The organism is Tardiphaga sp. P4_G1, from assembly GCF_056401215.1.
Genome location: NZ_JBFUJU010000008.1, coordinates 178,382 through 204,249 on the forward strand (window position 1 = coordinate 178,382; position 25,868 = coordinate 204,249).

At 61.9% G+C, this 25,868-nt stretch carries 30 protein-coding genes; 11 read left to right on the forward strand and 19 right to left on the reverse strand.

Annotated elements, in window-relative coordinates; genetic code table 11:
• Positions 1-52 precede the first annotated feature (52 nt).
• Complete coding sequence (locus AC1DUY_RS20235; protein ID WP_068731168.1) at positions 53-376, forward strand: DUF4282 domain-containing protein; 324 nt, start codon at positions 53-55, stop codon at positions 374-376.
• Between the two features lie 128 nt (positions 377-504).
• On the opposite strand, the gene ychF is transcribed toward AC1DUY_RS20235, so the two are convergent.
• The 4 genes from ychF to AC1DUY_RS20255 all read right to left on the reverse strand — a co-directional run bounded on the left by ychF (position 505) and on the right by AC1DUY_RS20255 (position 3,462).
• Entirely contained in the window at positions 505-1,602 is a 1,098-nt protein-coding gene (gene ychF, locus AC1DUY_RS20240) for a redox-regulated ATPase YchF (protein WP_175367602.1), read from the reverse strand.
• 9 nt (positions 1,603-1,611) lie between these two features.
• Entirely contained in the window at positions 1,612-2,235 is a 624-nt protein-coding gene (gene pth, locus AC1DUY_RS20245; protein ID WP_478116547.1) for an aminoacyl-tRNA hydrolase, read from the reverse strand.
• A gap of 21 nt (positions 2,236-2,256) precedes the next feature.
• Positions 2,257-2,967 (reverse strand): 50S ribosomal protein L25/general stress protein Ctc, encoded by a 711-nt coding sequence (locus tag AC1DUY_RS20250; RefSeq protein ID WP_068731165.1) that lies wholly within the window; start codon positions 2,965-2,967, stop codon positions 2,257-2,259.
• 243 nt (positions 2,968-3,210) lie between these two features.
• Positions 3,211-3,462, reverse strand: coding sequence for an accessory factor UbiK family protein (locus AC1DUY_RS20255; protein WP_089261793.1), 252 nt, complete (start codon positions 3,460-3,462; stop codon positions 3,211-3,213).
• Between the two features lie 176 nt (positions 3,463-3,638).
• Here AC1DUY_RS20255 and lgt point away from each other — a divergent pair, with 176 nt between their 5' ends.
• The 5 genes from lgt (at position 3,639) to AC1DUY_RS20280 (ending at position 8,307) form a co-directional block, all read left to right on the forward strand.
• A complete protein-coding gene (lgt, locus tag AC1DUY_RS20260) occupies positions 3,639-4,490 on the forward strand; it encodes a prolipoprotein diacylglyceryl transferase (RefSeq protein WP_478116550.1) in 852 nt (283 codons plus the stop codon).
• A gap of 1 nt (position 4,491) precedes the next feature.
• A complete protein-coding gene (locus AC1DUY_RS20265) occupies positions 4,492-5,616 on the forward strand; it encodes a class I SAM-dependent methyltransferase (protein WP_478116552.1) in 1,125 nt (374 codons plus the stop codon).
• Positions 5,613-6,380, forward strand: a complete 768-nt coding sequence (gene pgeF, locus AC1DUY_RS20270; RefSeq protein ID WP_478116554.1) for a peptidoglycan editing factor PgeF — start codon at positions 5,613-5,615, stop codon at positions 6,378-6,380. Before AC1DUY_RS20265 ends, pgeF begins: the two co-directional genes overlap by 4 nt.
• A 198-nt stretch (positions 6,381-6,578) precedes the next feature.
• Positions 6,579-7,187, forward strand: a complete 609-nt coding sequence (locus AC1DUY_RS20275; RefSeq protein WP_478116556.1) for a hypothetical protein — start codon at positions 6,579-6,581, stop codon at positions 7,185-7,187.
• Between the two features lie 166 nt (positions 7,188-7,353).
• Positions 7,354-8,307, forward strand: a complete 954-nt coding sequence (locus tag AC1DUY_RS20280) for a ribose-phosphate pyrophosphokinase (RefSeq protein WP_089263589.1) — start codon at positions 7,354-7,356, stop codon at positions 8,305-8,307.
• Positions 8,308-8,318: 11 nt separating this feature from the next.
• On the opposite strand, the gene AC1DUY_RS20285 is transcribed toward AC1DUY_RS20280, so the two are convergent.
• The gene (locus AC1DUY_RS20285) at positions 8,319-8,831 is read right to left on the reverse strand and encodes a 6,7-dimethyl-8-ribityllumazine synthase (RefSeq protein ID WP_478116558.1); all 513 of its coding nucleotides are present in this window, start codon (positions 8,829-8,831) and stop codon (positions 8,319-8,321) included.
• Between the two features lie 422 nt (positions 8,832-9,253).
• Between AC1DUY_RS20285 and AC1DUY_RS20290 the strand changes: the two genes are divergently transcribed.
• The 3 genes from AC1DUY_RS20290 (at position 9,254) to proC (ending at position 11,086) form a co-directional block, all read left to right on the forward strand.
• The gene (locus AC1DUY_RS20290) at positions 9,254-9,754 is read left to right on the forward strand and encodes a type III secretion system chaperone family protein (RefSeq protein ID WP_089261805.1); all 501 of its coding nucleotides are present in this window, start codon (positions 9,254-9,256) and stop codon (positions 9,752-9,754) included.
• Positions 9,751-10,182: a GNAT family N-acetyltransferase gene (locus AC1DUY_RS20295; protein WP_092139018.1), complete on the forward strand. Its 432-nt coding sequence runs from the start codon at positions 9,751-9,753 to the stop codon at positions 10,180-10,182. The genes AC1DUY_RS20290 and AC1DUY_RS20295 overlap by 4 nt, the downstream gene beginning before the upstream one ends.
• A gap of 70 nt (positions 10,183-10,252) precedes the next feature.
• Positions 10,253-11,086 carry a pyrroline-5-carboxylate reductase gene (gene proC / locus AC1DUY_RS20300; protein WP_478116561.1) on the forward strand — a complete coding sequence of 278 codons (834 nt, stop codon included), beginning with the start codon at positions 10,253-10,255 and terminating at the stop codon, positions 11,084-11,086.
• Here the strand turns inward: proC and AC1DUY_RS20305 are convergent, their stop codons facing one another.
• The 3 genes from AC1DUY_RS20305 to AC1DUY_RS20315 are packed head-to-tail and all read right to left on the reverse strand — an operon-like array spanning position 11,087 to position 13,782.
• Entirely contained in the window at positions 11,087-12,475 is a 1,389-nt protein-coding gene (locus AC1DUY_RS20305) for an ATP-binding protein (protein WP_478116563.1), read from the reverse strand. It abuts the gene before it with no gap.
• Between the two features lie 18 nt (positions 12,476-12,493).
• The gene (locus AC1DUY_RS20310; protein ID WP_089261813.1) at positions 12,494-13,219 is read right to left on the reverse strand and encodes a response regulator; all 726 of its coding nucleotides are present in this window, start codon (positions 13,217-13,219) and stop codon (positions 12,494-12,496) included.
• Positions 13,216-13,782 carry a MarR family winged helix-turn-helix transcriptional regulator gene (locus AC1DUY_RS20315; protein WP_089261815.1) on the reverse strand — a complete coding sequence of 189 codons (567 nt, stop codon included), beginning with the start codon at positions 13,780-13,782 and terminating at the stop codon, positions 13,216-13,218. Before AC1DUY_RS20315 ends, AC1DUY_RS20310 begins: the two co-directional genes overlap by 4 nt.
• Before the next feature lie 237 nt (positions 13,783-14,019).
• On the opposite strand from AC1DUY_RS20315, the gene AC1DUY_RS20320 reads away from it, so the two are divergent.
• Positions 14,020-15,132: a branched-chain amino acid aminotransferase gene (locus AC1DUY_RS20320; RefSeq protein ID WP_439062931.1), complete on the forward strand. Its 1,113-nt coding sequence runs from the start codon at positions 14,020-14,022 to the stop codon at positions 15,130-15,132.
• A gap of 62 nt (positions 15,133-15,194) precedes the next feature.
• Here AC1DUY_RS20320 and AC1DUY_RS20325 read toward each other — a convergent pair whose 3' ends face one another.
• The 7 genes from AC1DUY_RS20325 to uvrC form a co-directional block, all read right to left on the reverse strand.
• Positions 15,195-16,592 carry an MATE family efflux transporter gene (locus AC1DUY_RS20325; protein ID WP_478116566.1) on the reverse strand — a complete coding sequence of 466 codons (1,398 nt, stop codon included), beginning with the start codon at positions 16,590-16,592 and terminating at the stop codon, positions 15,195-15,197.
• A 176-nt stretch (positions 16,593-16,768) separates the two neighbouring features.
• Positions 16,769-16,993: a hypothetical protein gene (locus AC1DUY_RS20330; protein WP_184513794.1), complete on the reverse strand. Its 225-nt coding sequence runs from the start codon at positions 16,991-16,993 to the stop codon at positions 16,769-16,771.
• Between the two features lie 449 nt (positions 16,994-17,442).
• Positions 17,443-18,480: a 50S ribosomal protein L3 N(5)-glutamine methyltransferase gene (prmB, locus tag AC1DUY_RS20335; protein WP_478116569.1), complete on the reverse strand. Its 1,038-nt coding sequence runs from the start codon at positions 18,478-18,480 to the stop codon at positions 17,443-17,445.
• Positions 18,480-18,962, reverse strand: coding sequence for a molybdenum cofactor biosynthesis protein MoaE (locus tag AC1DUY_RS20340; RefSeq protein ID WP_175367611.1), 483 nt, complete (start codon positions 18,960-18,962; stop codon positions 18,480-18,482). Before AC1DUY_RS20340 ends, prmB begins: the two co-directional genes overlap by 1 nt.
• Positions 18,963-18,987: 25 nt before the next feature.
• Positions 18,988-19,239, reverse strand: coding sequence for a molybdopterin converting factor subunit 1 (gene moaD, locus AC1DUY_RS20345; RefSeq protein WP_068731149.1), 252 nt, complete (start codon positions 19,237-19,239; stop codon positions 18,988-18,990).
• Positions 19,236-19,847 (reverse strand): CDP-diacylglycerol--glycerol-3-phosphate 3-phosphatidyltransferase, encoded by a 612-nt coding sequence (pgsA, locus tag AC1DUY_RS20350; protein WP_089261825.1) that lies wholly within the window; start codon positions 19,845-19,847, stop codon positions 19,236-19,238. The genes moaD and pgsA overlap by 4 nt, the downstream gene beginning before the upstream one ends.
• A gap of 121 nt (positions 19,848-19,968) precedes the next feature.
• Positions 19,969-22,062, reverse strand: coding sequence for an excinuclease ABC subunit UvrC (gene uvrC, locus AC1DUY_RS20355; protein WP_478116572.1), 2,094 nt, complete (start codon positions 22,060-22,062; stop codon positions 19,969-19,971).
• A gap of 318 nt (positions 22,063-22,380) precedes the next feature.
• Between uvrC and AC1DUY_RS20360 the strand changes: the two genes are divergently transcribed.
• Positions 22,381-23,001: an outer membrane protein gene (locus AC1DUY_RS20360; protein WP_068731146.1), complete on the forward strand. Its 621-nt coding sequence runs from the start codon at positions 22,381-22,383 to the stop codon at positions 22,999-23,001.
• A 152-nt stretch (positions 23,002-23,153) separates the two neighbouring features.
• Here AC1DUY_RS20360 and AC1DUY_RS20365 read toward each other — a convergent pair whose 3' ends face one another.
• The 4 genes from AC1DUY_RS20365 to AC1DUY_RS20380 all read right to left on the reverse strand — a co-directional run bounded on the left by AC1DUY_RS20365 (position 23,154) and on the right by AC1DUY_RS20380 (position 25,759).
• Positions 23,154-23,369 carry a cold-shock protein gene (locus AC1DUY_RS20365; protein WP_068731145.1) on the reverse strand — a complete coding sequence of 72 codons (216 nt, stop codon included), beginning with the start codon at positions 23,367-23,369 and terminating at the stop codon, positions 23,154-23,156.
• A gap of 253 nt (positions 23,370-23,622) precedes the next feature.
• On the reverse strand, positions 23,623-24,483 hold the full coding sequence (locus AC1DUY_RS20370) for a 23S rRNA (adenine(2030)-N(6))-methyltransferase RlmJ (protein ID WP_478116575.1): 861 nt from the start codon (positions 24,481-24,483) through the stop codon (positions 23,623-23,625).
• 32 nt (positions 24,484-24,515) lie between these two features.
• Positions 24,516-25,202 (reverse strand): ribonuclease T2 family protein, encoded by a 687-nt coding sequence (locus AC1DUY_RS20375; RefSeq protein ID WP_478116577.1) that lies wholly within the window; start codon positions 25,200-25,202, stop codon positions 24,516-24,518.
• A gap of 86 nt (positions 25,203-25,288) precedes the next feature.
• Entirely contained in the window at positions 25,289-25,759 is a 471-nt protein-coding gene (locus AC1DUY_RS20380; RefSeq protein WP_175367615.1) for a hypothetical protein, read from the reverse strand.
• Positions 25,760-25,868: the final 109 nt, after the last annotated feature.

Below are 25,868 nucleotides of genomic sequence, written 5' to 3' on the forward strand. Positions count from 1 at the left end.
TTCTCAATGCAATTGAATTTGTCACTCATCTACACGGCGGGGGATTTCACCGATGTTCGAATTTCGCGATCTGTTTCAGTGGGACCGTTTCATCACACCCACCATCATCAAGACGTTCTACTGGCTGGTGATCGCACTGATCATTCTGTTCGGCATTTCCGGGATCTTTTCGGGTCTCGCCGCAATGGCCATCAGCCCGTTCGGCGGTTTCGTCCTCGTGATGTCGAGCCTCGCCAGCGTGATCGTCGGCATCATCTTCGCGCGCATTGCGGCTGAGTTCGTTCTGATCGTGTTCCGCATCAACGAACACCTCGGCGCGCTACGGGATCAGGGGCAAAACCTCGGGCAGGATCACGGCCACGGCCAGCAGTACTGAGAACTACCGCGCTCTCAACCGTCATTGCGAGGAGCCCTTGCGACGAAGCAATCCAGTCTTCGCTTGTGGCTGCTGGATTGCCGCGTCGCTTCGCTCCTCGAAACGACGGGGAGAGGACTGAGAATATCTTACGTGTTGAACCGGAAATGCAGCACGTCGCCGTCAGCGACGACATATTCCTTGCCTTCCAGCCGCAGCTTGCCGCCATCGCGCGCGCCGGCTTCGCCGCCGAGCCTGACATAGTCTTCATAGCCGATGGTTTCCGCGCGGATGAAGCCCTTCTCGAAATCCGTGTGGATCACGGCTGCAGCTTGCGGTGCCTTGGTGCCCTGGGTGATGGTCCAGGCACGAGCTTCCTTGGGGCCGACGGTGAAGTAGGTGATGAGGTGCAGCAGCGAATAGCCTGCACGGATCAGGCGATCGAGGCCCGCTTCTTCAAGCCCGAGCGTATCCAGGAATTCCACGCGTTCGGCACGTGACAGCGTCGCGATCTCGGATTCGATCTTAGCGGAGATGGCGACCGCAACAGCGCCCTCCTTCGCAGCATGTTCAGCAACCCGCTTCGAGTATTCGTTGCCTTCGCCCGCCGCACCTTCTTCGACGTTGCAGACATAGAGAACAGGCTTGGAGGTCAGCAAGCCGAGCATGCCGAACGCGCGCTCTTCCTCGGGCTTGCGCTCGAGAAAACGCGTCGGCTTGCCGTCGCGCAGCAGCACCAAAGCGCGCTGGACCAGATCGAGCTGCTCCTTGGCGTCCTTGTCGTTGCCCTTGGCCTTCTTGGTCAGGTTGTCGATGCGCTTCTCACAGGAATCCAGATCCGCGAGCATCAGTTCGGTCTCGATGATCTCGATGTCGGCGAGCGGATCGATCTTGCCTTCGACGTGGGTGATATCGTCATCGATGAAGCAACGCACCACATGCGCGACGGCATCGACTTCGCGGATCGTAGCGAGGAACTGGTTGCCGAGGCCTTCGCCCTTCGACGCGCCTTTCACCAGGCCCGCGATGTCTACGAAGGTCAGGCGCGTCGGAATGATCTGCTGCGACTTGCCGATCTCGGACAATTTGTCGAGCCGTTTGTCCGGCACCGCGACTTCACCGACATTCGGCTCGATGGTACAGAACGGATAGTTCGCAGCCTGCGCAGCCGCGGTTTCCGTCAGTGCATTGAACAGCGTCGATTTGCCGACATTCGGCAATCCGACGATCCCGCATTTGAATCCCATGACCCTGTCCTAATTCTTCGACGGCTTCTCAGCGGAGCCGTTGTCGTCCTTCGACGTGAAACCCTTGGCCTGCATCGTCAGATGCACCTTGTTCTGAAACGACGAGTCCTGACCACCGACCAGCAGGCCGACATGGTCGGACACCGCATCATTGAACGCTTCGAGCTGAGGTCGTTCGGCCTTGGCGAAATCGCTCAGCACGTGATTATGCACCAGCTCCTTGGCACCGGGATGTCCGATGCCGAGGCGCACGCGCCGATAGTCGTTGCCGATATGCGCGGAGATCGAGCGCAAACCGTTATGTCCGGCAATGCCGCCGCCGATCTTCACGCGCACTTTCGCGAATGGCAGTTCGAGCTCGTCGTGAAACGCGGCGATGTCGCCGAGTGAAATCTTCAAATAGGCGGACGCTTCCTGCACCGAGCGGCCGGAGTCGTTCATGAAGGTCATGGGCTTCAGCAGGATGACGCGCTCACCAGACAGCGTGCCTTCCGAGGTCTCGCCCTGAAAGCGACGGCGCCACGGTCCAAAACCGTGACGCCGCGCGATATCATCGAGAACCATGAACCCGATATTGTGCCGGTTGCCCTGGTATTTGGCACCAGGGTTTCCGAGTCCAACAAAGAGAAGCATGACGCGGAGCTCCGCGCCGGATTACTTCTTCTTCGCCGGAGCGGCGGCAGCAGCCGGAGCCTTCGCGCCAGCGGCGGGGGCCTTGGCGCCGGCAGCCGGAGCCTTGGCACCAGCAGCGGCGGGAGCCGCAGCAGCAGCCGCAGGGGTCGCAGCTTCTTCACCGTAGCCCGACGGAGGCACGATGGTGACCAGCGTCAGGTCGGCATCGCGCGCCAGCGTCTTCACGCCCTTCGGCAGAACAACGTCGGTGATGTGCAGCGACGTGCCGATATCGAGCTGGCCGACATCAACTTCGAGGAACTGCGGAATGCTCTCGGCTTCGGCTTCCAGTTCGATCGTGTGGGTCACGATGTTGATGGTGCCACCACGCTTCACGCCCGGAGCGCCTTCAGCGCCCTTGATGTGCAGCGGAACGCTGACGCGGATGGTCGCGCCTTCGCCGAGGCGGAGGAAGTCGACGTGGAGCGGGAAGTCCTTGACCGGGTCGAGGTGGAAGTCGCGCGGAATCACGCGGTGCTTCTTGCCCTCAAGCTCGATGTCGTAAATCGTGGTGAGGAACCGGCCTGCCAGAATGCGCTGACGCAGTTCGGCATCATTCACCGAAATCGCCACCGGGGGCTTGTTGTCACCATAGATCACTCCGGGCACTCGGCCGGCGCGACGCTCTGCCCGTGCGGCCCCCTTGCCGCCGACCGGACGTGAGGTCGCCTTCAATTCCTTGACGGTCGCCATCGTTTAAGTCCTTGTTTTCTAAAAGTTAAAGGCCGCAATGCGGCCCGTTTTCACGCTGCAGCAAGCCTCCAGGGGTGCGGGGGCTGCGGACGTGGGCGGCTTCTACCGCCGAAACGCCAAAAAGACAAGGAAATGACAGGCTTTTTCTTCGTCGGCGGGCCCCTTCCAGGGGCTTATTTTGGTCGTCTATGCATGGGTAGCCGATGTCCGGCGCGCCGTGCAGGGCACCGACAGGGCTTCCACTCAGCCGCCGAGCTTGGCTTCCAGCGCTGCGATCCGAGCCTTCAGCGCCTCGTTCTCCTCGCGGGCGAGCCGGGCCATATCCTTGACCGCCTCGAACTCCTCACGCTTCACGATATCGAGGTCGCGCAGGATCTTCTCAGCCTGGTTGCGCACAACCGTATCGACCTCGCGCTTGACGCCCTGGGCCGCGCCGGCGGCATCGTTCATCAGGCGGCCGATCTCGTCGAAGAACCGATTGTTGGTCTGGGTCATGGCAAGAACTCCGGTCGGATGAACAAACACGCTAGATTGATGTGTAGATCGACAATGGCGATCCCGGGCGCGCAGTTCAAGTATCGCCTGCGTTTCGCGTTCACAACTGCTCAGGTCCCTTAATTCGTCACAAGCCAATGCTTTACTGGCGGCATCGGGAGCCGTAAGCCCACCACATGCCATTCCTGACCATCGCCTTCCCCGTTTTCGATCCGATCGCCATCGCGCTCGGCCCGATTGTCATTCGCTGGTACGCGCTGGCCTATATTGGCGGCATCGTGCTCGGCTGGATTTATGCCCGCGCACTGATCAAGAGCACGAAACTGTGGGGCGGCCCCTCACCGATCTCGCTTCTCGATTTCGACGACTTCATCCTCTGGGTGACGATCGGCATCATTGTCGGTGGCCGCACGGGCTATGTGCTGTTCTACAATCTCGATTTCTTCATCGCCCACCCCGCCGAGATCTTCGAGCTCTGGAAGGGCGGCATGTCGTTCCATGGCGGCTTCATGGGCTGCGTCTTTGCCGTGTTTCTGTTCTGCTGGAAGCGCGGATTGTCGGTCCTGTCGCTCGGCGACATCACCTGCGCAGTCGGCCCGATCGGCCTGCTGCTCGGACGCCTCGCCAATTTCATCAACAGTGAATTGTGGGGCCGCCACGCCGACGCCAGCGTGCCTTGGGCGATGGTGTTCCCCAATGGCGGGCCGCTGCCGCGCCATCCCAGCCAGCTCTATGAAGCCGGGCTCGAGGGCATCGTACTGTTTCTGATTCTGGCCCTGATGATCCGGGCCGGTGCGCTGAAGCGGCCTGGCCTGATCCTCGGCGCCTTCATCTTTTTTTATGCGCTGGCGCGTATTACGGGAGAATTCTTCCGCGAGCCGGACCCGCAACTCGGATTTCTGTGGGGTGGGCTCACCATGGGCATGCTGCTCTCCGTGCCGATGATATTTGTGGGACTCGTTTTGATGGTGCGCGCCTGGCGAAAGCCGCAGGAATCGCTCGAATTGAGCCCGGGCAAGAAGGCCTGATGTGACCGACCAATCGCCGCTGCAGGATGAAATCAAGCGCCTGATCAAGTCCACCGGACCCATGCCGGTGTGGCGCTACATGCAGCTGTGCCTGACCCATCCGCAACACGGCTACTACATTTCCCGCGATCCGCTCGGTCGCGAGGGTGACTTCACCACGTCGCCGGAAGTCAGCCAGATGTTCGGCGAGCTGCTTGGCCTTTGGTCGGCCTCGGTCTGGCGCGCGATCGGCGCGCCGCCCTTCGTGCACCTGATCGAACTGGGCCCCGGCCGCGGCACCATGATGGCCGACGCGCTCCGCGCCCTACGCGTGCTGCCGCCGCTGTATCAGGCGCTCAACGTGCATCTCGTTGAAATCAATCCGGTGCTGCGCGAGAAGCAGAAGGCGACGTTATCCGGCACCCGCAACATCACCTGGCATGACAGTATCGAAACCGTCCCCGCGGGCCCGTCGATCATCCTTGCCAATGAATATTTCGACGTGCTGCCGATCCATCAGGCCGTGAAGCGCGAAGGCGGCTGGCACGAGCGCATGGTGGATATCGACAGCGACGGCCAGCTGATGTTCAGCGCGTCAACCGATCCGCTGCTGCGTTTCGATGTGCTGCTGCCACCGCTGGTGCGTGCAGCCCCTGTCGGCGCGGTGTTCGAATGGCGCCCCGATACCGAGATGATGAAGATTGCCAGCCGCGTCCGCGACGAAGGCGGCGCAGCTCTGATCATCGATTACGGCCATGTCCGCAGCGATGCCGGCGACACCCTGCAGGCTATCGCACAGCATAGCTATGCCGATCCGCTGAAGAATCCCGGCATGGCCGATATCACCGCGCATGTTGATTTCCAGGCGCTCGGCCGCGCGGCGGAGGATGTCGGCGCACGCGTCCACGGGCCGGTGACGCAGGGCGAATTCCTCAAGCGCCTCGGCATCGAGACGCGCGCGCTGACCTTGATGGCCAAGGCCACGCCGGAAGTTTCCGAAACCGTCTCGGGCGCACTGAAACGCCTGATCGACAGTGGTCGCGGCGGCATGGGCTCGATGTTCAAGGTGGTCGGCATCTCCGATCCCAATATCGACACGCTGGTGGCGCTGAGCGACGACACCGGCATCGAGGCCCCGACATCATGACTTTCACATCGCCTTTGCTGTCAGCCATTCCCGGCCTGCGCCACGCGTTCTTCACGCGCGACGGCGGCGTCTCCGAAGGCATCTATGCCGGCCTTAATGGCGGGCTCGGATCGAACGACGATCCTGCGCATGTGGCCGAGAACCGCCGGCGCATGGCGGCGGAGATGGGCGTCGCCCCCCTGCACTTCCTCACCGCCTATCAGGTCCATTCGCCCGATGTCGCCGTCGCCACGGCACCGTGGAATGGAGATTCACGACCGCGCGTCGATGCGATGGTGACGAAGGTCGAGGGCCTGGCGCTCGGCGTCACGACGGCCGATTGCGGTCCCGTATTGTTTGCCGACCCCAAGGCGCGCGTCATCGGCGCCGCCCATGCCGGCTGGAAGGGCGCCTTCACCGGTGTGCTCGAAGCCACCATCGCAGAGATGGAAAAACTCGGCGCCGATCGTTCCGACATTGTGGTCGCGATCGGTCCGCTGATCCGCCAGCCAAGCTATGAGGTTGGTGCCGAATTCGTCGAACGCTTCACCCAGGCCGACGCTGGCTTCGCCCGGTTTTTCATTCCCTCGACCCGCGCCGGTCATGCCATGTTCGATCTCGGCGGCTTCATCCGGATGCGGCTGGAGCGCGCCGGTATTGCCATTGTCGATGACACCGGCATCGACACCTATCCCGACGAGAATCTGTTCAGCTATCGCCGGTCAGTCCACCGCAAGGAGCCTGACTACGGCCGCCAGATCCACGCCATCGTGCTCGAAAGCTAACCTGCGCGTTAACGCACCGGTATCCTTAACGCAGCCGAACTGCCTCAAACTGAACGCGAATTGTCGGGGAGCGGTGACCGTTTCGGTCACCCTGGAAAGACCTGTGGCCGCGCTGCCCTAGACCTTAACGCATTTTAACGATATCGCTCGACCTGTCCGGCGCCGCTTGCGGCAAACGGACGGAAGTCGGGACGCCCTATGCGATTTTCTGCCCTTACGACCGATCGAGCCAGACCGCGCCTGATCCAGGCTGCGCTGTTGCTGACCGTAGCGTTTGGGCTTGCCGGCTGCGCCAATGTCCCCAATTCGGGCGGCGCCATGAACGCGCAGGCCAGCCTTTCCACCGCCTCCGGCCCGACGATCGCGTTCGAATCCATCGACGGGCCGCCGCCGCAGGTCTTCGACCGCATGGTCAACCTTCTGGATAGTGAAGCGCGCCTGCGCAACCTCGCGGTTGTATCGCGCAAGGACAGCGCGGCTTTTCGGGTCCGCAGCTACCTCTCGGCCCAGGTTCGCGGCGGCCAGACCTCGATCGCCTGGGTGTGGGATGTCTATGACCGCGACCAGAACCGTGCTCTGCGCCTGAGCGGCGAGGAACAGGCCGGCAAAGGCGGCCGTGACGCCTGGGCCACTGCCGACGACCTTGTCTTGCGGCGGATCGCGCAAGCGGGGCTCACCGGCCTCAACGGCATGATCAACGGCACCACGCCCGGTGAGCAGCCGCCTGCGCCACGTGGCAACGGACCCGCCATCGCCAGTACCGATGAATTGCCCGTGCAGGCCACCGCATTTGCCGAGACGCGCTGACTTCAGTTCACGTTAAGCAGAGGCCCGTTTTTACGCAGGAAAACAGCGGCCCACGGGTTGCCAGCGGACGGCCGTCCTTGATATCACCTCGCTCAGCTAGACGAGTTCTTGTGGGTAATCCGATATGCTGAACGTTGTATCCACCAAGCCGCGGGGAGACGCGTCGATGTCGGCCAAGAACGGTTCGATCAAACTGGTCGCCGGTAATTCCAATCCTGTCCTCGCGCAGGAAATCGCGACCTCGCTGAATATCCCGCTGACCAAGGCCAGCGTCCGGCGCTTCGCCGATATGGAAATCTTCGTCGAGATCCAGGAAAACGTCCGCGGCTCCGACGTCTTCATTCTTCAATCCACGTCGTTCCCGACCAACGACCATCTGATGGAACTGCTGATCATCACTGATGCGCTGCGCCGCGCTTCCGCGCGCCGCATCACCGCGGTGATCCCCTATTTCGGCTACGCTCGCCAGGACCGCAAGGCCGGTGGCCGCACCCCCATCTCGGCCAAGCTGGTCGCCAACATGATCACCCATGCCGGCGCCGACCGCGTCATGACGCTCGACCTGCATGCCGGCCAGATCCAGGGCTTCTTCGATATCCCGACCGACAACCTCTATGCCGCGCCGTTGATGGTGCGCGACATCAAGGAGAAGTTCGATCTCGCCAATGTGATGGTGGTGTCGCCCGACGTCGGCGGCGTCGCCCGTGCCCGCGGCCTTGCCAAACGCATCAACGCGCCGCTCGCCATCGTCGACAAGCGCCGCGAACGCCCCGGTGAATCCGAAGTGATGAACGTGATTGGCGACGTCGCCGGCTACACCTGCATCCTGATCGACGACATCGTCGACTCCGGCGGCACGCTGGTGAACGCCGCCGATGCGCTACTCAAATACGGTGCCAAGGACGTCTCCGCCTATCTCACCCATGGCGTGCTGTCCGGCGGCGCCGCCGCGCGCATCGCCAATTCCAAGCTCAAGGAATTGGTGATCACGGACTCGATCCAGCCCACGGAAGCCGTCAGCAAATCGCCGAACATCCGCGTGCTCTCGGTTGCCTCGCTGATCGCCGAAGCGATCGGCCGCACCGCATCGGAAGAGTCGGTATCGAGCCTGTTCGACTAAGGCTCGCGCCTCTACACGATCCCGGCCGCGACCTGACCGCGCAGACGTTCCAGACTGAGCAGCGTCTCGGCGCAGGCGGCGGCAACCTTGAGGCCGCTCTCCGCAAAGTGCTTGCGGAAGAATGCCACGCGCTCTTCGGTCTCGTGGAAATCCTCCGGCGCCGTCACGGCCGAGAATACAGGGATCTCGGTACGTAGCTGCACATCCATCAGCGCACGGATGACCGTGTCCGCCACAAAGCCGCGGGTGCCGCTGTCGACCACGAGGCCGGCCGCGACGATGGCCGTATAACGCCGCGTCTTGGCCAGCACCTGGACATGCAGCGGGATCTCGAACGAGCCGGGCACTTCGAACAGATCGACCTGCGACGGGCCGATATGACGCGCCTCGATCTCGCTCAGAAACGATTCCCAACACGGTGCAACGATGTCGCGATGCCAGGATGACTGCACGAAGGCGACGCGCTGCGGCTTGGCGAAGCGCGGATGCCGGACTGCGGATGACTCGGAGGTGGTGTCGTTCATGGCCTGATACTTTCGTTACGGCCAAACTATGCCGAAACCGAACCAGCCCAGCAAGGCCGTCCACAGGCTGTATCGGGCCCCAACAGGACTCCTGCGAGGCCGGGAAAGCTTTCGGGCCCCGCGGCGGAATCAATAGTTACCACCCCAACCGGACTCGCGGCGCGCGAGGGCGCACCGCACAGACTCTCAATCCGGGAATCCGATTCCGGTTTGTTCTCATTGCGGCGAGATGACCTGTGGATGAGGGCCGGTTTGTCTGTGGATGGATTCGTGGTGCCGTTGCGCAGATTCAGCAAATCACATCACTTCAAACTCGCAAGGTCTGGACGAATAGAACTTGCAGCCTGCAGCGACGCTCCGACATTTTCGCGTACCGGCCAGCTGTTTGCATCATCACATTTCAAGAGCAAGGTCGCGACGGCATGTCACTTCTCGAAGGTACTATCGATTCACGGCTCAACCCGCTCGCCGTTGTCGAGGATATTGCCGCCGATCATAACTGGGCCTTCGAGCGCTCCGGCGAAGACGAAGTCACAATTGTTTCTAAAGGTGACTGGATCGATTACCAGCTCTCCTTCACCTGGATGAACGAGATCGAGGCCCTGCATCTGGCTTGCGCCTTCGACATGAAGATTCCACCCGCTCGCCGCGCGGAAGTGCAGCGCCTGATCGCCGCGATCAACGAACAGATGTGGGTCGGTCATTTCGATATCTGGACTCACTCAGGCATGGTGATGTACCGGCAGGCACTGGTGCTGCCCGATGGCCTCACCGCAACGACCGCGCAGTGCGAAGCGATGCTGGTATCGGCGATCCATTCCTGCGAGCGCTACTATCCGGCATTGCAGTTCGTGGTGTGGGCCGGCAAGACCGCAGCCGAAGCGATGTCTGCTGCGATGTTCGACACTGCCGGCGAAGCATGACCGACGCGCCGGTCATCACCGTGCCGGATGCGCCCGGCGAGGCCGAACGGCTGGTGGTCGCAAATGCGTTGCTGGCCTACAATACCAAGACCGTTGGCCCCAACAATCACCAGCCGCTCTCGATCCTGATCCACGATCCTGCGACCGGCGAGCCGATCGGCGGCATCTGGGGCAAGACCGCGTTCAACTGGTGTTTCGTCGAACTGTTCGTCGTGCCCGAGCAGTTTCGCGGCCAGGACATCGGCTCGAAGGTCCTCGCCAAGGCGGAAGAGATCGCGCGTGAACGCGGCTGCATCGGTCTGTGGCTCGATACCTACTGGTTTCAGGCGCGGAGCTTCTACGAGAAGCAGGGCTATGAAGTGTTTGGCGAAATCCCGGACTATCCGCGCGGCGGTCCGCGCTACTTCCTGAAAAAAAGCTTCGTCTAGGTCCGTTCGGGCTGTGCGGCCTGCCCCGCAATGTTATGGTCCCGGCCGTTCTGACAGCCGGGATTTTGCGATGACCTCCTCCACGACCTCACGCGCGCTCAACACCATCGACGGCCATATCGTGCTGGCCGGCGCCGGCAAGATGGGCGGCGCAATGCTGACGGGCTGGATCGCCGGCGGCCTCGATCCCAAACGCGCCATCGTGATCGACCCGTATGTCTCCGACGAGATCAAGGCGCTCGCAGCCAAAGGCGTCCGCCTCAATCCGGATGTGAAGGACATCGGCGCCGTCGCCGCACTGGTCCTCGCCGTGAAACCGCAGATGTTCGCCGAGGTCGGGCCGACACTGCGCACAATCGCGAGATCATCCCTCGTGGTCTCGATCATGGCGGGCACAACCATCGCCGGCATCGCCAAGGCCTGCGGCGGCAAGGTGGTTCGCGCGATGCCGAATACGCCGGCCGCCATCGGCCGCGGCATCACCGTGGCGGTTGCCGCGAGCGACGTATCGCCGGAGCAACGCGGCCTGACCGACGCGCTGCTGCGCGCCACCGGATCGGTGGAATGGGTCGAGGACGAGAGCCTGATCGATGCTGTGACGGCCGTCTCCGGCTCGGGTCCTGCTTATGTGTTCCTGCTGGCCGAAGAAATGGCCCGCGCCGGCATCGCTGCAGGTCTTCCGCCTGAACTCGCGATGAAACTTGCACGTGAAACCGTATCCGGCTCAGGCGAATTGCTGCGCCAGTCCGATCTCGACGCGGCAACGCTGCGCAAGAATGTCACCTCGCCCGGCGGGACCACTGCAGCGGCGCTCGCCGTGTTGATGGCCGATGACGGCTTCGAGCCGTTACTGACTCGCGCAATTGCTGCGGCAACCGCGCGGTCGAAGGAACTGGCGAAGTAACTAGACGGGCACCCGCACCACCGCCCTCAATCCGCCCATCGGACTCTCGGCCAGCGTGATATCTCCGCCATGGGAGCGCGCGATATCGCGGGCGATGGCGAGGCCAAGACCCGTGCCGCCTTCGTCCTGATTGCGGGCGTCGTCGAGCCGCAGGAACGGTTTAAACACTTCCTCGCGCATGTCGGCGGGGATGCCAGGGCCGTCATCATCCACAGTCACCGTCAGATAGCGATGATCGCGATGGCCGGTGATGGCGATGTCGTTGGCATGGCGCGCGGCATTCGAGACGAGATTGCCGAGGCAACGCTTGAACGCGGCTGGCTTCACCGTGACGATCGGCAGGCCGTGGAACGTGACCGTCGCCTTGTGTCCGTTGCGCTCGGCATCGCTGCGCAATTCTTCCAGCGCAGCCGCCATGTCTGTCGGCTGGGCCTGCTCGCCGCTGTCGCCGCGTGCAAAAGCGAGATAGGCCTCCAGCATGCCCGACATCTCGTCGATGTCCTTGCGCATGCCATCGATTTCCGGACCGTCCTCGATCAACGCCAGTTCGAGCTTGAAGCGCGTCAGGATGGTGCGCAGATCGTGCGAGACGCCGGCCAGCATGGCCGTGCGCTGCTCCATTGCGCGTTCGATACGCGCCTTCATCTCGATGAAGGCATTGGCGGCACGACGGACCTCGCGTGCGCCGCGCGGCCGGAAATTCGGCGCTTCGCGGCCCTTGCCGAAACTTTCGGCGGCGTCAGCAAGTTTGAGGATTGGGCGGATCTGGTTACGCAGGAACAGGATCGCGACGATCAGCAGGATCGAGGACGTCCCCACCATCCAGAACAGGAAGATTTCCGAATTCGATGCATAGGCTGCGCTGCGCTGGGCGAAGATGCGCATTACGGCATCATCGAGCTGGATGCGGATTTCCACGAGATTGGAGCGACCGACCGTATCGATCCAGAACGGCCGCGTGATCTGCCGACCGATCTGGACGGACAGCGCCTGATCAAGCAGTGAGAAGAACGGCTTCGGACCGGGCGGCGGCATGTCGCCGAGCGGCAGAAAATCCACCACGAGGCCAAGGCGCTGCTGCGCGATGGCTTTAATCTGCGTGCGGTCCTTATCCTGCGGATAGACCTTGTAGACGTCGATCAGCGTTGCGATGTCCTGTACCACGGCCTGCGACAGGCGCCGCGTCACCGTGTTCCAGTGCCGCTCCATGAACACGAAGGCGACCACCGACTGCAGCAGCACCATCGGCACGATCATGATCAGCAGCGTGCGGGCATAGAGGCCCGTGGGCATCACACTCTTGAAGCGCCGGCCCATCAGACTGTGCGCCGCAGAGACGCGGCCCGCCGCAGAGCGGAGGATGGTGATGCCGGTGTCGAGTGTGGTCATCGTGCAAACTTCATCGAACTATGGCGACGCGACGAGGCGATAGCCGATGCCACGCACGGCCTGCAGGAAGAGCGGATTGGCCGGATCGGTCTCGATCTTGCGACGCAGGCGATTGATCTGCACGTCCACCGCACGCTCGTTCACGGTGCCACCGCCGCCGGTGAGTTCACCGCGTGGCACGGTCTCGCCGGGCGCTGCGGCGAGCACGCGCAGCATGTCACGCTCGCGGTCGGTGAGATGGATGATCTCGTCGCCCTGGCGTAGTTCGCCACGCGCGAGGTGATACACATAAGGCCCGAACTGCAGCGACTCCGCGCGCTCGACCGGGACCGGCGCACTGCGCTTGAGAATGTTCGCGATGCGCAGCACCAGTTCGCGCGGCTCGAACGGCTTGGCAACATAGTCGTCGGCGCCGATCTGCAATCCCTCGATCCGGCTTTCCGCCTCGTGCCGCGCCGTCAGCATGATGATCGGCACGGCCGAAGACGTCCGAATGAAGCGCGCGAGCTCGAAGCCGGTCTCGCCTGGCATCATCACATCGAGGATCAGGAGGTCGAAATGCAGACCGAGCAGCTTGGCGCGCGCTTCCTTGGCGCTCGGCGCCGTGGTGACGCGGTAGCCCTCGCCCGAGAGAAAGCGCGAGAGGAGATCGCGGATACGGCGGTCGTCATCGACCAGCAACAGATGTGGCGCATCGTCGGCCAATGGCACCGGCATACGTTTGGCGGCCTGAGCTAACATCATGTCTTGTTTGTCCTGCCGTCAGTTTTGGCTGATGCCTGTCCCAAGATGACCTGCAGCACCTTGTCGGGATCATTGCGGTCAATCATCGCCGAGAGAAACCTGCCGATCGCTTCAATTTCGACCGGCGTAAAATCCTTGAGCGCGCGGTTGATGCGATCGGTCTGCAAACCCGCGAGCTGCGCAACGAGAGCTTCGCCCTTGGCCGTGGCGAAAAGAAGCCGTTGCCGCCGATCGGCCTCGCCGGATTTCTGAACGATATACCCTTCATCGAGCAATTGCTTGAGGACACGGCCCAGCGACTGCTTTGTAATACGCAAGACATCGAGCAGATCGGCAACCTTCAGGCCGGGATAGCGATGCACAAAGTGTACGACCCGGTGATGGGCGCGCCCGAAACCGAACTGATCGAGCACATCGTCGGGATCGCCCACAAAGTCGCGATAGGCAAAGAACAACAGCTCGATGATGTCCCAGCGGGGCGGTTTCGCAGGATCGCCGCTGGATTGCCGCTGGATCGTCTCAAGCGATCGTGACGCCGCGTCCTTGGAATTTACGTCAACCATATTGACATATCTTGGGTTCAATCTTACAAAACTGACCATCGCGACGAAACATTAGAACTCTCGCCGCATGGCCCAATAGGGCCGATCTGAGAACCATACCGGACTTCGGCATGGCGCTAAAGCCTGTCCTCGGTCATCCACCGGGGCCGGAAACGCTTTTGCCGTGGGTCCGCTTGACGTAGAACAACATCGACGCTGCCGCCCCCAGGAGCTGCGCCGTAAGCAGGAGTGAGGTCCATGGGAGTTTCGTTTGATAAAATCGATGGCGCAGCTTTGCTGAAATTCGACATTCAGCCCGCGGCGAACGCAGTGTCCGAGGTGGACCGCGCAGCAAAGCTCAAGGATCCGGGCTTCGGCCGGGTTTTCACCGATCACATGGCCATCGTCCGCTATAATCAGACCGACGGCTGGCATGGCGCGCGCATCGAATCCCGCGCGAATTTCCCGCTCGATCCCGCAGCAGCCGTCCTGCATTACGCCCAGGAGATTTTCGAAGGGCTCAAGGCCTATGTGCGTGAAGATGGCGGCGTGAATCTGTTCCGCCCCGATGCCAATGCAAGGCGCTTCCGGAATTCTGCCGATCGTATGGCCATGGCCCCGCTGCCCGAGCCCGTGTTTATCGATGCGATCGAGCAACTCGTGCGCATCGACCGCGCCTGGATTCCATCAGGCGAAGGCAGCCTCTACCTGCGCCCCTTCATGGTTGCGAGCGAGATCTTCCTCGGCGTGAAGCCCTCCGCGGAATACATTTTCGCTGTAATCGCCTCGCCGGTTGGCTCCTATTTCAAGGGCGGACCCGCCCCGGTGTCGATCTGGGTGTCGGAGAACTACACACGCGCCGCGATCGGCGGCACCGGCGCCGTCAAATGCGGTGGCAACTACGCCGCAAGCCTCCGTGCGCAGGCCGAGGCCATCAGTCACGGCTGCGATCAGGTCGTGTTCCTCGATGCGGTCGAGCGCCGTTACATCGAAGAACTTGGCGGCATGAACATTTTCTTCGTGTTCGAGGACGGCTCGCTGCTGACACCGCCACTCGGCACGATCCTGCCGGGCATCACGCGCGATTCGATCATCGCGCTGGCGAAGGACAAGGGCACGCAGGTGCGCGAAGAACCCTATACGCTCGACCAATGGCGTGCCGACGCTGCCAGCGGCAAGCTGAAGGAGGCTTTTGCCTGCGGCACGGCGGCGGTCATCTCGCCGATCGGCCAGGTGCGCTCTGCGAGCGGTGATTTTACCATCAATGGCGGCGCCGCAGGCCCCGTTGCGATGGGACTGCGCAAACAGTTGGTCGACATTCAGTACGGCCGCGCGCCAGACCAGCACAACTGGATCCGCAAGGTTCTGTAAGCGCAGGCGCTTCAAGGCGACAAATGCCGCAGCCTTTCGAGGCTGCGGCATTTTTATTTGGCTCAAGTCGCCGGCACGAGCCCGAGTTGCTCGCGCCGGGTCCAACGCCAGAGCATGACCGGTGCAACGACCGCGAGACCCGCTGCCAGCCCAATCCAGATGCCGACGCCGCCGAAACCCAGCTTGAATGCGAACAGCAGGCTGAGGCCCATGCCGAAGCCCCAATAGCCTAATGCGGCAAAGATCATCGGCACCCGCGTATCCTGCAATCCGCGCAGCATCCCTGCTGCAACCGACTGCGCGCCGTCCGCAATCTGGAACACCGCCGCACAAAACAGAAACGACATTGCCGTATCGATGACGACGGCATTGGCGGGATTGCTGAGATCGATGAAGGCGCCAATCAGGAGACGCGGCGCAGCCAGCAACAACATGCTCATCGACGCCATGAATGCCACCGCAAGGCCGAATGCAGTCCATCCTGCTCGCGTGATGCCATCGCGATCCACGGCGCCTTTGGCCAATCCAACGCGGACAGTTGCCGCCTGGCTCAGTCCCATTGGCACCATGAAGGAGATCGATGCGATCTGGATTGCAATCGCATGCGCCGCGATGGCGGCCGTTCCGAACTGCCCCATCAGGAACACCGCCACATTGAAGACGGTAATTTCGAATGCGAGCGTCGCGCCGATCGGCAGACCGATGCGCCATAGCTTTGCGAGGCGTGGCCAATCGGCGCGCCACCAGTTGCCGAATAGACGATAGCGCCGAAACTTCGGATGCCATGCGACGACGAATGCAAAGACAGTGAACAAAAAGACGTTCGACAGCGTGGTCGCAAGACCGGAGCCGCGCAAACCCATCTCCGGAAACCCGAGATGACCGAACACCAGAACACAGTTTGCAGCAGCATTGAACAGAATGGTGACGCCCGTCACCACCAGTGCCCAGAGTGGGCGTTGCACGGCGGCAACGAATGAGCGCAGCACGATGAAGCCTAGCGCGGGCAGGAAGCCCCATTGCAGCATATGCACGAAGCTCTGGGCGTCGGCAGCCGCCTGTGCCTCCTGACCGAACAGCAACAGGATCGCTTCGGTATGCCAGAGGAAGATCCATGCCGGCACTGAGACGATCAGCGCTGTCCACAAACCCTGCCGGAATGTTCGCCGGACATCGCGCGCGGCATGCAGTTTGCGACCAATCGCTTCCGCCATCATCGGCGATGTCGCCGTAACGAGGCCGATGGCGAAAATCAGAAACGCGAAATAGAGATTCACGCCGAGCGCCGACGCAGCCAATGCCTCCGCGCTCACGCGGCCGAGAATGATTACGTCGGTCGTCGTCAGTGCGATCTGTGCCAGATTGGTCAGGATCAGCGGCCAGCCGAGCGCCAGCGTCGCTCGCAATTCGGCGAGCCATTGGTTGCGCGTGAGACTGCGACGTGATTCATTTGCGGACATTACGAGCTTGTAAGACGGGATGAACGGCTGTGAAACCCGTCAAACGTCAAAATGCGCGTAACACAGCTGAATCCATCCATATCTTCGCAAAGCATGCATCATTCAGCATCGTAGCGCCATCAGAGCAGGGCTCGGCAGACTGCACTGCGATCTCAGCGCAGCCTGCTGCGCCTCGCTCATGTCTTGAATCCTGCGGACTTGTCTTGGACCACCTTCACCCAAATCAATCGCTGGCCGGTAATGCCGCCCCTTTGCATTCCCCATTCGACGACCTTGGATATCGCAAAATCAAATCCCGTCCTTCCCGGAATTTGATCGTGGGCCGCAGACAATGCCTCGTCGAGCGTCGTACCGAGGCCTTCGAAGATGACTTCCGTGGGTCGTGGCTTGGCGTTCGACATCGTCGTCTCCGTCTTACCTATCGGCACGTGCCATCACGCACCCATCGTGCATTCGCAGTCTCGGCGGCGCACAAGGATGGATAGGTGCGCGGATAGCCTTTGACGGGATCGATTGCACAGACGGGATTCAAGTTGAAAATACATATGGGTCCAAGGCACATGCCTGGATGCAGAACGCGGGCATGGTCGAGCTTCGCCCAGCAAGCGTTCGAATAGGTCTGCCGTGATCCGTCCTTCTTCACAGCACAAACTGGTATGACATCGGTCGTACAAATCGATGCTTGTGCCCGCGCAGAGTCGGTAGCTGAAGCCGCGACGGTGAGACCAAAAAGAAAAATCCAGAATACGCGCATCTGCAAATCCTTCTGCCTAAAATCAATGGCTGAAGGATTGCACAACTATAGATTGAAAACAAGAATTTTGAGGCTGCCCTGCTTGCTGCGGCTCAACTAGCCGGCGCCGCGACCTTGCAGCGCAGCAGCGGACACCCAGAACACCTCGCCTTCGGAGTCTTCGGTGTCCAGCCAGATCAGCGGCAGATCGGGAAAGGCTTCATCGACATTGGCGCGGCCGCGACCGATTTCACACAACAAACCGCCATGCGGGTTCAGGTGATCGCCAGCCTGTTCAATGATCTTCCTGACGATGTCGAGCCCGTCATCGCCGCCATCGAAAGCCATAGCCGGTTCGGCCAGGCATTCATCCGGCAAATCCGCCATGCCCTGCGCATCGACGTAAGGCGGATTGGTGATGATGAGATCGTAACGGGTATCCCCGAGCGGTTCGAACAGATCGCCCTTGTAAAGCGTCAGTCGCTCGTCGAGACCGTAGTCAATGACGTTGCGCATGGCGACGGCGAGTGCCGCGGGCGACAGATCGACGGCATCGACCTGCGCGTTGGGGAACGACTGGCTGGCCAGGATCGCGATGCAGCCGGAGCCGGTGCAGAGGTCCAGCACGCTTTCAACGTCCATGGGATCGTCGATCAGCGAGCCGCCTTCACCGTCATCGCCGCTGAAATGAGAATCCAGCAATTCGCCGATGAAAGACCGCGGCACGATGGTGCGCTCGTCCACATAGAACGGTAGGCCGCGCATATAGATCTTGTTGAGCAGATAGGCCGCCGGTTTGCGCGTCGTCACGCGGCGATGAATGATGTCGAGGATCTGCTTGCCTTCGGCCGCAGTTACCCGCGCCATGGCGAAATTCTCGAACTGGTCGGGATGCAGATGCAGGACTTCGCAAACGATGAAGGCGGCTTCGGCCACGGGATCGGTGGTGCCGTGCGCAAAAGAGAGCCGGGCCTCGATGAAACGGCTGGTAGCGTAGCGCACATAATCGAGCAATGTCGCTAGCTCGCCCGGCGCCACCTTCGGCAGGGTCGCAGTCGCGATCTTCTTCACGGAAGTCTTTGCCTTTGCAGGAGCCTTGCTCGCAGATTTCCTGACCACCTTCTTCGCGGTTGTCTTCACAGTCTTCTTTGCCATCAGTTTTTATCCCAGCGCGCCGCGGCGTCGTCATCGTCGGTCTTCGCAGCAATCCAGCTGCTGCCACCGGCGGTTTCCTCGCGCTTCCAGAACGGAGCATGCGCCTTGAGGTAATCCATCAGAAACTCGGCGGCCTGAAACGCGGCCTGGCGATGTGCCGACGCGGTTAGCACCACCATGATATTCTCGCCGGGCAGGATGCGGCCGACGCGATGAACGATTGTCACGCCTGTCAACGGCCAGCGTGTCATCGCTTCCTCGGCGTGGCGCGCAATCTCGGCTTCGGCCATGCCCGGATAGTGCTCCAGCGTCAGCGCCGTGGTCGCGTCGCCACTGCCACTTAAGTTTTCTTGGCCGCCACGGCAGATACCACTGAACGTAACGACCGCGCCGATGTCCGTACGGCTTGCCGTCAGCGCCGCGATTTCGCTGGAAACGTCGAAATCGGCATCCTGGATGCGGATGGTCACGTTGGAGGTCATGAGATCAACGCAGTCGTTGCTAGAATCAGCCGCCGGTCATCGGCGGGAAGAATGCAATCTCGCGGGCGCCAGCAATCACGGTGTCGGGCCGCACATGCGTGTGGTCGATGGCGGCGCGGATCACTTTCGGCGTTTCGAACGCATAGGCATATTCGTCGCCGCGCGTGCTCAGCCATCCGATCAGATCGCCGACGGTGCGCACGGCTGCTGGCGGCTCGACCGTCTCTTCGGCCTTGCCGATGCGCTCGCGCACCCAGGCGAAGTAGACGACCTTCATGCATCCTCCGCAATGAGGTGGTGAATGCCAGCCCTGAAATAGTCGTAGCCCGTATAAATGGTGACGAGCGCGGAAATCCACAGCAGCAACAGACCGAGCTGCGTGGTGATCGGGATCACCTGATCGCCGGCCTCGCCGGCCAGCAGGAAGCCGATGGCGATCAACTGGGCCGTCGTCTTCCACTTCGCCACTCTGGAGACCGGGACGCTGACACGGAGTGCGGCGAGATATTCACGCAGGCCCGAGACCAGAATTTCGCGGCACAGGATCACGATGGCGGCCCACAGGGTCCAGCCATGGATGATGCCATCGGCCGCCAGCATCAGCAGGCAAGAGGCCACCAGCAGCTTGTCGGCGATCGGATCAAGCATCCGGCCAAAGGCCGACTGCTGATTCCAAATCCGGGCGTAATAGCCATCGAGAAAATCCGTGACCGCGGCGCCGATAAACACGGCCAGCGCGACCCAGCGCAGCCATAGCGGGCCATCCATGATCGACTGCGAATAGATGCAGCCGACCACCACCGGAATGGCGGCAATGCGGGCCATGGTCAGGATATTTGGCAGGGACATCGCGGAATTCGCGGCCCGTCTCGTGGTCACTGTCATCCGTCTTACCAATACTGCCAGAGAGCAGAGGTCAACCGCCAGCGAAGCGGCGCGGCTTAGTTTACCGCAAAACTGCCCCAAGGCATGCGACAGCCAGATTACGTCTCGTCCATCTTTGCGGTCATCTGGCCACCGGCTGGGGGTGAAAAAAGTCGAAAATCTTGCGGGCGCTCTCGGCCGAGATGCCGGGAACCTTGCCGAGGTCGCCTACGGAGGCCCGCTCGATCTCTTTCAGCGTTCCGAAATGGTGCAGGAGTGCCCGCTTGCGGGTTGGGCCGATCCCCGGGATTTCCTGCAGTCCGGCCTCGCGGATGTCCTTCTTGCGCAGTGTGCGGTGCGATCCGATGACGAACCGATGCGCCTCGTCGCGCAGCCGCTGGATAAAATACAGAACGGGATCCCGCGGCTCGAGCTTGATAGCCTCGCGGCCGGGAATGAACATGGTCTCGCGGCCGGCGTCGCGATCCGGCCCCTTGGCCACCGCCATCAGGGTCACATCGGTCAGTTTCAGCTCGTCGAAGATCTCCTTGACTGCATTAAGCTGGCCGCGGCCGCCATCGATGATGACCAGATCCGGCCAGAGCGGCACGTCATCGTCCTTCGGCTTGACCACCTCGCCCTCAACCGGCGGCGCCAGCAGACGCTTGAAACGGCGCTGCAGCACCTCCTTCATCATCCCGTAGTCGTCACCGGGCGTGAGCCCTTCGGACTTGATGTTGAACTTGCGGTACTGGTTCTTGATGAAGCCATCCGGCCCCGCCACGATCATGGCACCGACCGCGTTGGTGCCCTGGATATGGCTGTTGTCATAGACTTCGATGCGCTTCGGCACGGTGGACATGCCCGCCATCTTTGACATGCCTTCCAGCAGACGCGTCTGCGTCGCCGTGTCGGCGAGCTTCCGGCCGAGCGCCTCCCGGGCGTTGGTCAGCGCGTGGACGACCAGCTCTTTCTTTTCGCCGCGCTGCGGTGTCAGCACCTCGACCTTGAAACCTGCCTTGACGCTGAGCGCGCTGGCCAGCAGCTCGCTTTCCTCGATAGCGTGCGACAGCAGTACCATCTTCGGCGGCGGCTTGTCCTCGTAGAACTGCGCCAGGAACGAGCCGAGCACTTCCTCCGGCGTGTATGATTTCTCGGCTTTGGGGAAGTAGGCGCGGTTGCCCCAGTTCTGGCCGGTGCGGAAGAAGAACACCTCGACGCAGGAATAACCGCCTTCCTGATGGATGGCGAAGACATCGGCCTCTTCCACGGTGCGGGGATTGATGCCCTGCTGCGACTGGATGGCAGACAGGGCTGCAAGGCGGTCGCGATACAGCGCCGCGCGCTCGAAGGCGAGCTCATCCGACGCCTTCTCCATTTCACCAGCCAATAGCTGCTTCACGGCGCGGCTGCGACCGGACAGGAAGTCCTTCGCTTCACGCACCAGTTCGGTATAGCCGGGAAAATCGATCTCGCCGGTGCAGGGGCCAGAGCAGCGGCGGATTTGATACAGCAGACACGGGCGCGTGCGGCTCTCGAAAAAGGAATCCGTGCACGACCGCACCAGAAACGCGCGCTGCAGTGCCGTGATGGTGCGGTTGACCGCGCCCACCGACGCGAATGGACCGAAATAGCGACCGGGCCGCGATTGCGCGCCACGATGCTTCAGAATCTGGGGCGCCCAGTGATCGCCTGAGATCAGAATATACGGAAAGGACTTGTCGTCGCGCAGTTGCACGTTGAATCGTGGGCGCAGCTGCTTGATGAGATTGGCCTCAAGCAACAATGCTTCGGTCTCGGTCGCAGTCGAGATGATTTCGACCACCACGGTGGCCGCGATCATGCGTGCGATGCGCATCACCTGCCCGGTCGGCCTTGCATAGGACGACAGCCGCTTTTTCACATTCTTGGCCTTGCCGACATACAGCACGTCGTTGGCCGCGTTCAGCATCCGGTAGACGCCGGGCGAAGTCGGGGCGTGGCGTACCGCATGTTCGATCGCCGCGCGGCCGAGCGCCAGTGGGCCCTCGGCAACCACGTCGCCGACATCGTCATCGCCAGCATCCGGGAGCGCGCCGTCTTCCTCGTCGTCGGCCGCCGCGGGTTCCGGTTCGATGTCGGGTGGTGCCTGCAAGGTGGCCTGGGTGTCCTGCCCGGAACTAGGGCTGTCGGAACCTGGCTCTGCTGCGGGCTCGGATGATGTCTCGTGCAGCGGCTCGGTGGGGTCTTGAATCATGAGGTCAATTTAAGCGCTGCAGCGGGTCATCGCCAGCATTCGTGCGACCGGAAATGCCCTCGCAACGGCCGGTTTTCCGGCTGCTCGCGGCAGGCCACAGGATTTTGGCCGCCCGCCCGGGAAACTCGCGGATTGCCAAAAGTAAGACTCTTTTAACGTCAATACGGCGCCGCAGCGGCCCGTTAAGGACCGCTTAATCTAAAACTCTCGATAAATCGTCTCGATAAAAGATGGAATTCCGTAACCCTAAGGCTTCGTTCGGCAGATCCCGGGCGCGCTCCCATGGGCCGGCAGTAACGCGTATTTTGGAGAGTTGAGATGAGTAAGTTTGCGTTCGCAGCAGTCGCCCTCGTGGCTGCAGGTGCGACAACAGCACATGCGGCGGACATGCCTTACCGGTCGCGCGCGCCCTATACCGTCGCGCAGCCGCTCAACGCCTATAGCTGGGCCGGCCCGTATCTCGGCGCCACTCTCGGTTACGAATGGGGCAGCGTCTCCAACACCGGTGCGAAGCCCTCGGGCATCGCCGGCGGCGTGACGGGCGGCTACAACTGGCAGAGCGGCAACATCGTGTTCGGTCTCGAAGGCGATCTGCAGGGCACTGGCGCAGATGACCGCTTCGCCACCTACAAGTTCTCGAACCCCTGGTTCGGCACCGCGCGCGGCCGCATCGGCTACGCCTTCAATAACGTATTGCTCTACGGCACCGCCGGCCTCTCCTTCGGCAGCCTCGAAGCCGAGCTCAACGGCCTGCAGCAGTCGCAGACTTCGGTCGGCTGGACCGCGGGTGTCGGCGCCGAAGTCGGCATCTACCAGAACTGGACCGCCAAGATCGAATATCTCTATGTCGATCTGTCCAAGAACACCTACACGCTCACCGGCACCGACAGCGCGCTCAGCTTCGGCACCGTGCGCATCGGCGTGAACTATCACTTCTAAGTCCGGCTCCGGACGCCTCGCGTCCGGACTTCGTCTTCAAGTACTTCATCTCCAAGTACTTCATCTCCAAGTACAAGAAACCATCGCCATCCACTCCCGGCCGCGCTGCGGCCGGGATTTTTTTATGGCCCACTCCCAAGCTGGATCCGCCGCTATCCTGTGATGACCAGATTGACCGCTTTGGGGCCCTTGCCCTTCTTGTCGGGCTCGACCTCGAAGGTGATCCGCTGTCCTTCGATCAGGTCCTTCAGGCCAGCGCGCTCGACTGCGGTAATGTGCACAAACACGTCCCGTCCGCCATCGTCCGGCTTGATGAAGCCGTAGCCACGCTCGCCATTGAAAAACTTGACCGTACCGCTCATGCCCATCGGGTCCCTCCCCGCAATGCTCCGCCGCGGCGCTTTCGCGCTGCGACCGACCGGACATTCACTCCACGGAAGCTAGGCCTTGTTTCAATATCGATTTGGGCCACGTCACTCCGCCGCAACCATTCGCGGAAGCGGAACGTAAAGCCAGTCATAATGCCAGCAGCTTAATACGGTTCCGCCGGGATTGACTACCGTTTTTGGCGGCGCCGTTTGATAGTTGGAGTTTGCGTAGTTCAGCGCAGGCCGTGCGACGTCAGGGTTTGGCCGTCTCAAGCCGGAAGCGTCCGGCACCGCCAAGGCCAAGCGGCTTCTCAAGTTGCGGCAGGATTTCCTTGAGCTCCGTAGCGAGCTTCCACGGCGGATTGACGATCAAAAGTCCCGTCGAGGTCAGCGGACCATCCGCCGTTTGCGGTGCAACGCTGAATTCGAGGCGCAGACATTTACCGGGCGTGGCGGATGCAGCAGCCGTCGCGGCGACGTGCTGCGCCAGCTCATCGGTGGCGCGGCGGCTCTTGGCGGGATACCACAGCATGTAAATGCCGGTCGCCCATTTGGCATAGACCTGCTCGAACACCGCCGCCATCCGCGCGAACTCGTTCTTGTCTTCATAGGGCGGATCGATCAGCACCACGCCGCGTCGTTCCTTCGGCGGCACATAGGCCGGCAGACCGATCCAGCCATCGATATCGACGACGCGCGCCTGCTCGTCCCTGCGCAGCGCGGAGATCAGCTTCTTGCGCGCCTGCGGCTCGACCTCGCAGCACACCATGCTGTCCTGCGGCCGCATCAAGGCGCGCGCGATCAGCGGCGAGCCGGGATAGGCTTTGAGTTCGCGCGGCGCATTGAATGACCGGACAATGTCGAGATAGGGCGCGACCAGCGGCACACTGGCTTCGCTGAACCGCGCCTGCAGGGCGCGCGCGATGCCGGTGGTCCATTCGCCGGAGCGCGTGGCTTCATCGCCGGTCAGGTCATAGAGCCCGGCGCCGGCATGACTGTCGATGACGCGGAACGGCGCCGGCTTCTCCTGCAGATGGGTCAGGATGCGGACCAGCACGATATGCTTGATGACATCGGCAAAGTTGCCGGCGTGAAAGGCGTGTCGATAATTCATGCGCCAGCAGTACGCTAGGAATGCCGGTTGAGCTAGCCGCCTCGCATCGGCGGCATCACCACCTGATCGCGGCGGCAGGCGCGGCGATCGATCTCCTCGCAAGCGCGGAACTGGAGATCCTTGCTCATGCAGACCCGGACCTCGGTCAGGCGGTTACGATCGCAGGTCACGGCGATGGCCGAATTACTGAGACCCGGATTGACCTTGATGAAGGCTTCCTCGATTGCGTCCGGCGCAATCGTCTTGGCCTGCTGCAGATCGAGAAATTCGTCGGGAATTTTGACGCCGGCGCGCGCCTTGCGGATGGCTTCGAAATAGGCGCGCTGGCCGAGGCCGGAGCAGGTGCCGTGCTTGTCCCATTCATTGAAGATCAGGCCGGGCGCCGGCATCAGGTCGAGCATCGACTGCATGATATTGCGTGCCAGCCGCGGGGCCGGACGCTCGCAGTAATTCGGGAAGCCGCGGTCATATTGCGGCCACAGGCCATGAACCACGAAAGAGTAAGGCCGGCCGCCGCATTGCATCTGGGCCGAGCGGTTGTTGCCACCGCGCTCCTGGGCCGCCTCGCAGAAACTCGGCGACCATGACAGCGACAGCACGTAAAAATCGAATTCGCCCGGCGCATTCTGCCGGCGGTCCTGTGCTGAGGCCGGATCGACGCTCAGCGCCGCGAGCACCAAAAACCCAAGCGAAATGACAAGTCGAAATGCCTGAAACATGACGCGCCCCACCCCTGAGAAGGGCAAACCTAATCAGGCATCAAGAACAATTCAAGAACAAAATGGGTTGGATCCGCAAACGGAGCTTAGTGCTTCGCCGCCCGGCAACGCGGGTTATAGGCCCAGTCGCGGTCAAGACCGACGACGCACCATTCCACGCCCTGGCCGTAACCGGCAAAGCCGCCATCCTCGATGATCGAGTAGTGCACCTGGCGCGTCTTGCCATCGGTCAGCATCGCGTCGGCGGTGCAGTAGCGGCGCGGAATGTTGTCGGAGGTCCAAGGACGGAAGGCCGTCTCATGAACGCGGCTGAAACCGGTGATCTGCAGCGCAGAATTCCAGAAGGTGCTTTCCTTGTCCTGGAACTGCGACGAAATCGTCGAAAGACCAGCCTCGCACTCCGCCAGGCGGCCCTCGTAATTCGGCCCGGACAGCCAGAAGTTCAGCTCGAGCAGGTTCGCAGCCTGTGCGCCAGGAGCCAGGGTCATAAGCCCGAGAACGGCGCCGGTGACGGCAGCCAGGACGGCTTTCTTCCAGGATGAAATGAGGTCGCGCATGGGGAATCCGCCGTCTGATGATTGTTCCCGGAACGTGCCGCGAAGCCCGTGCAGGGTCAAGTGCATCGCGGCCACACCCAGCGCACAACTCTGTCAGAACCTGGACGGC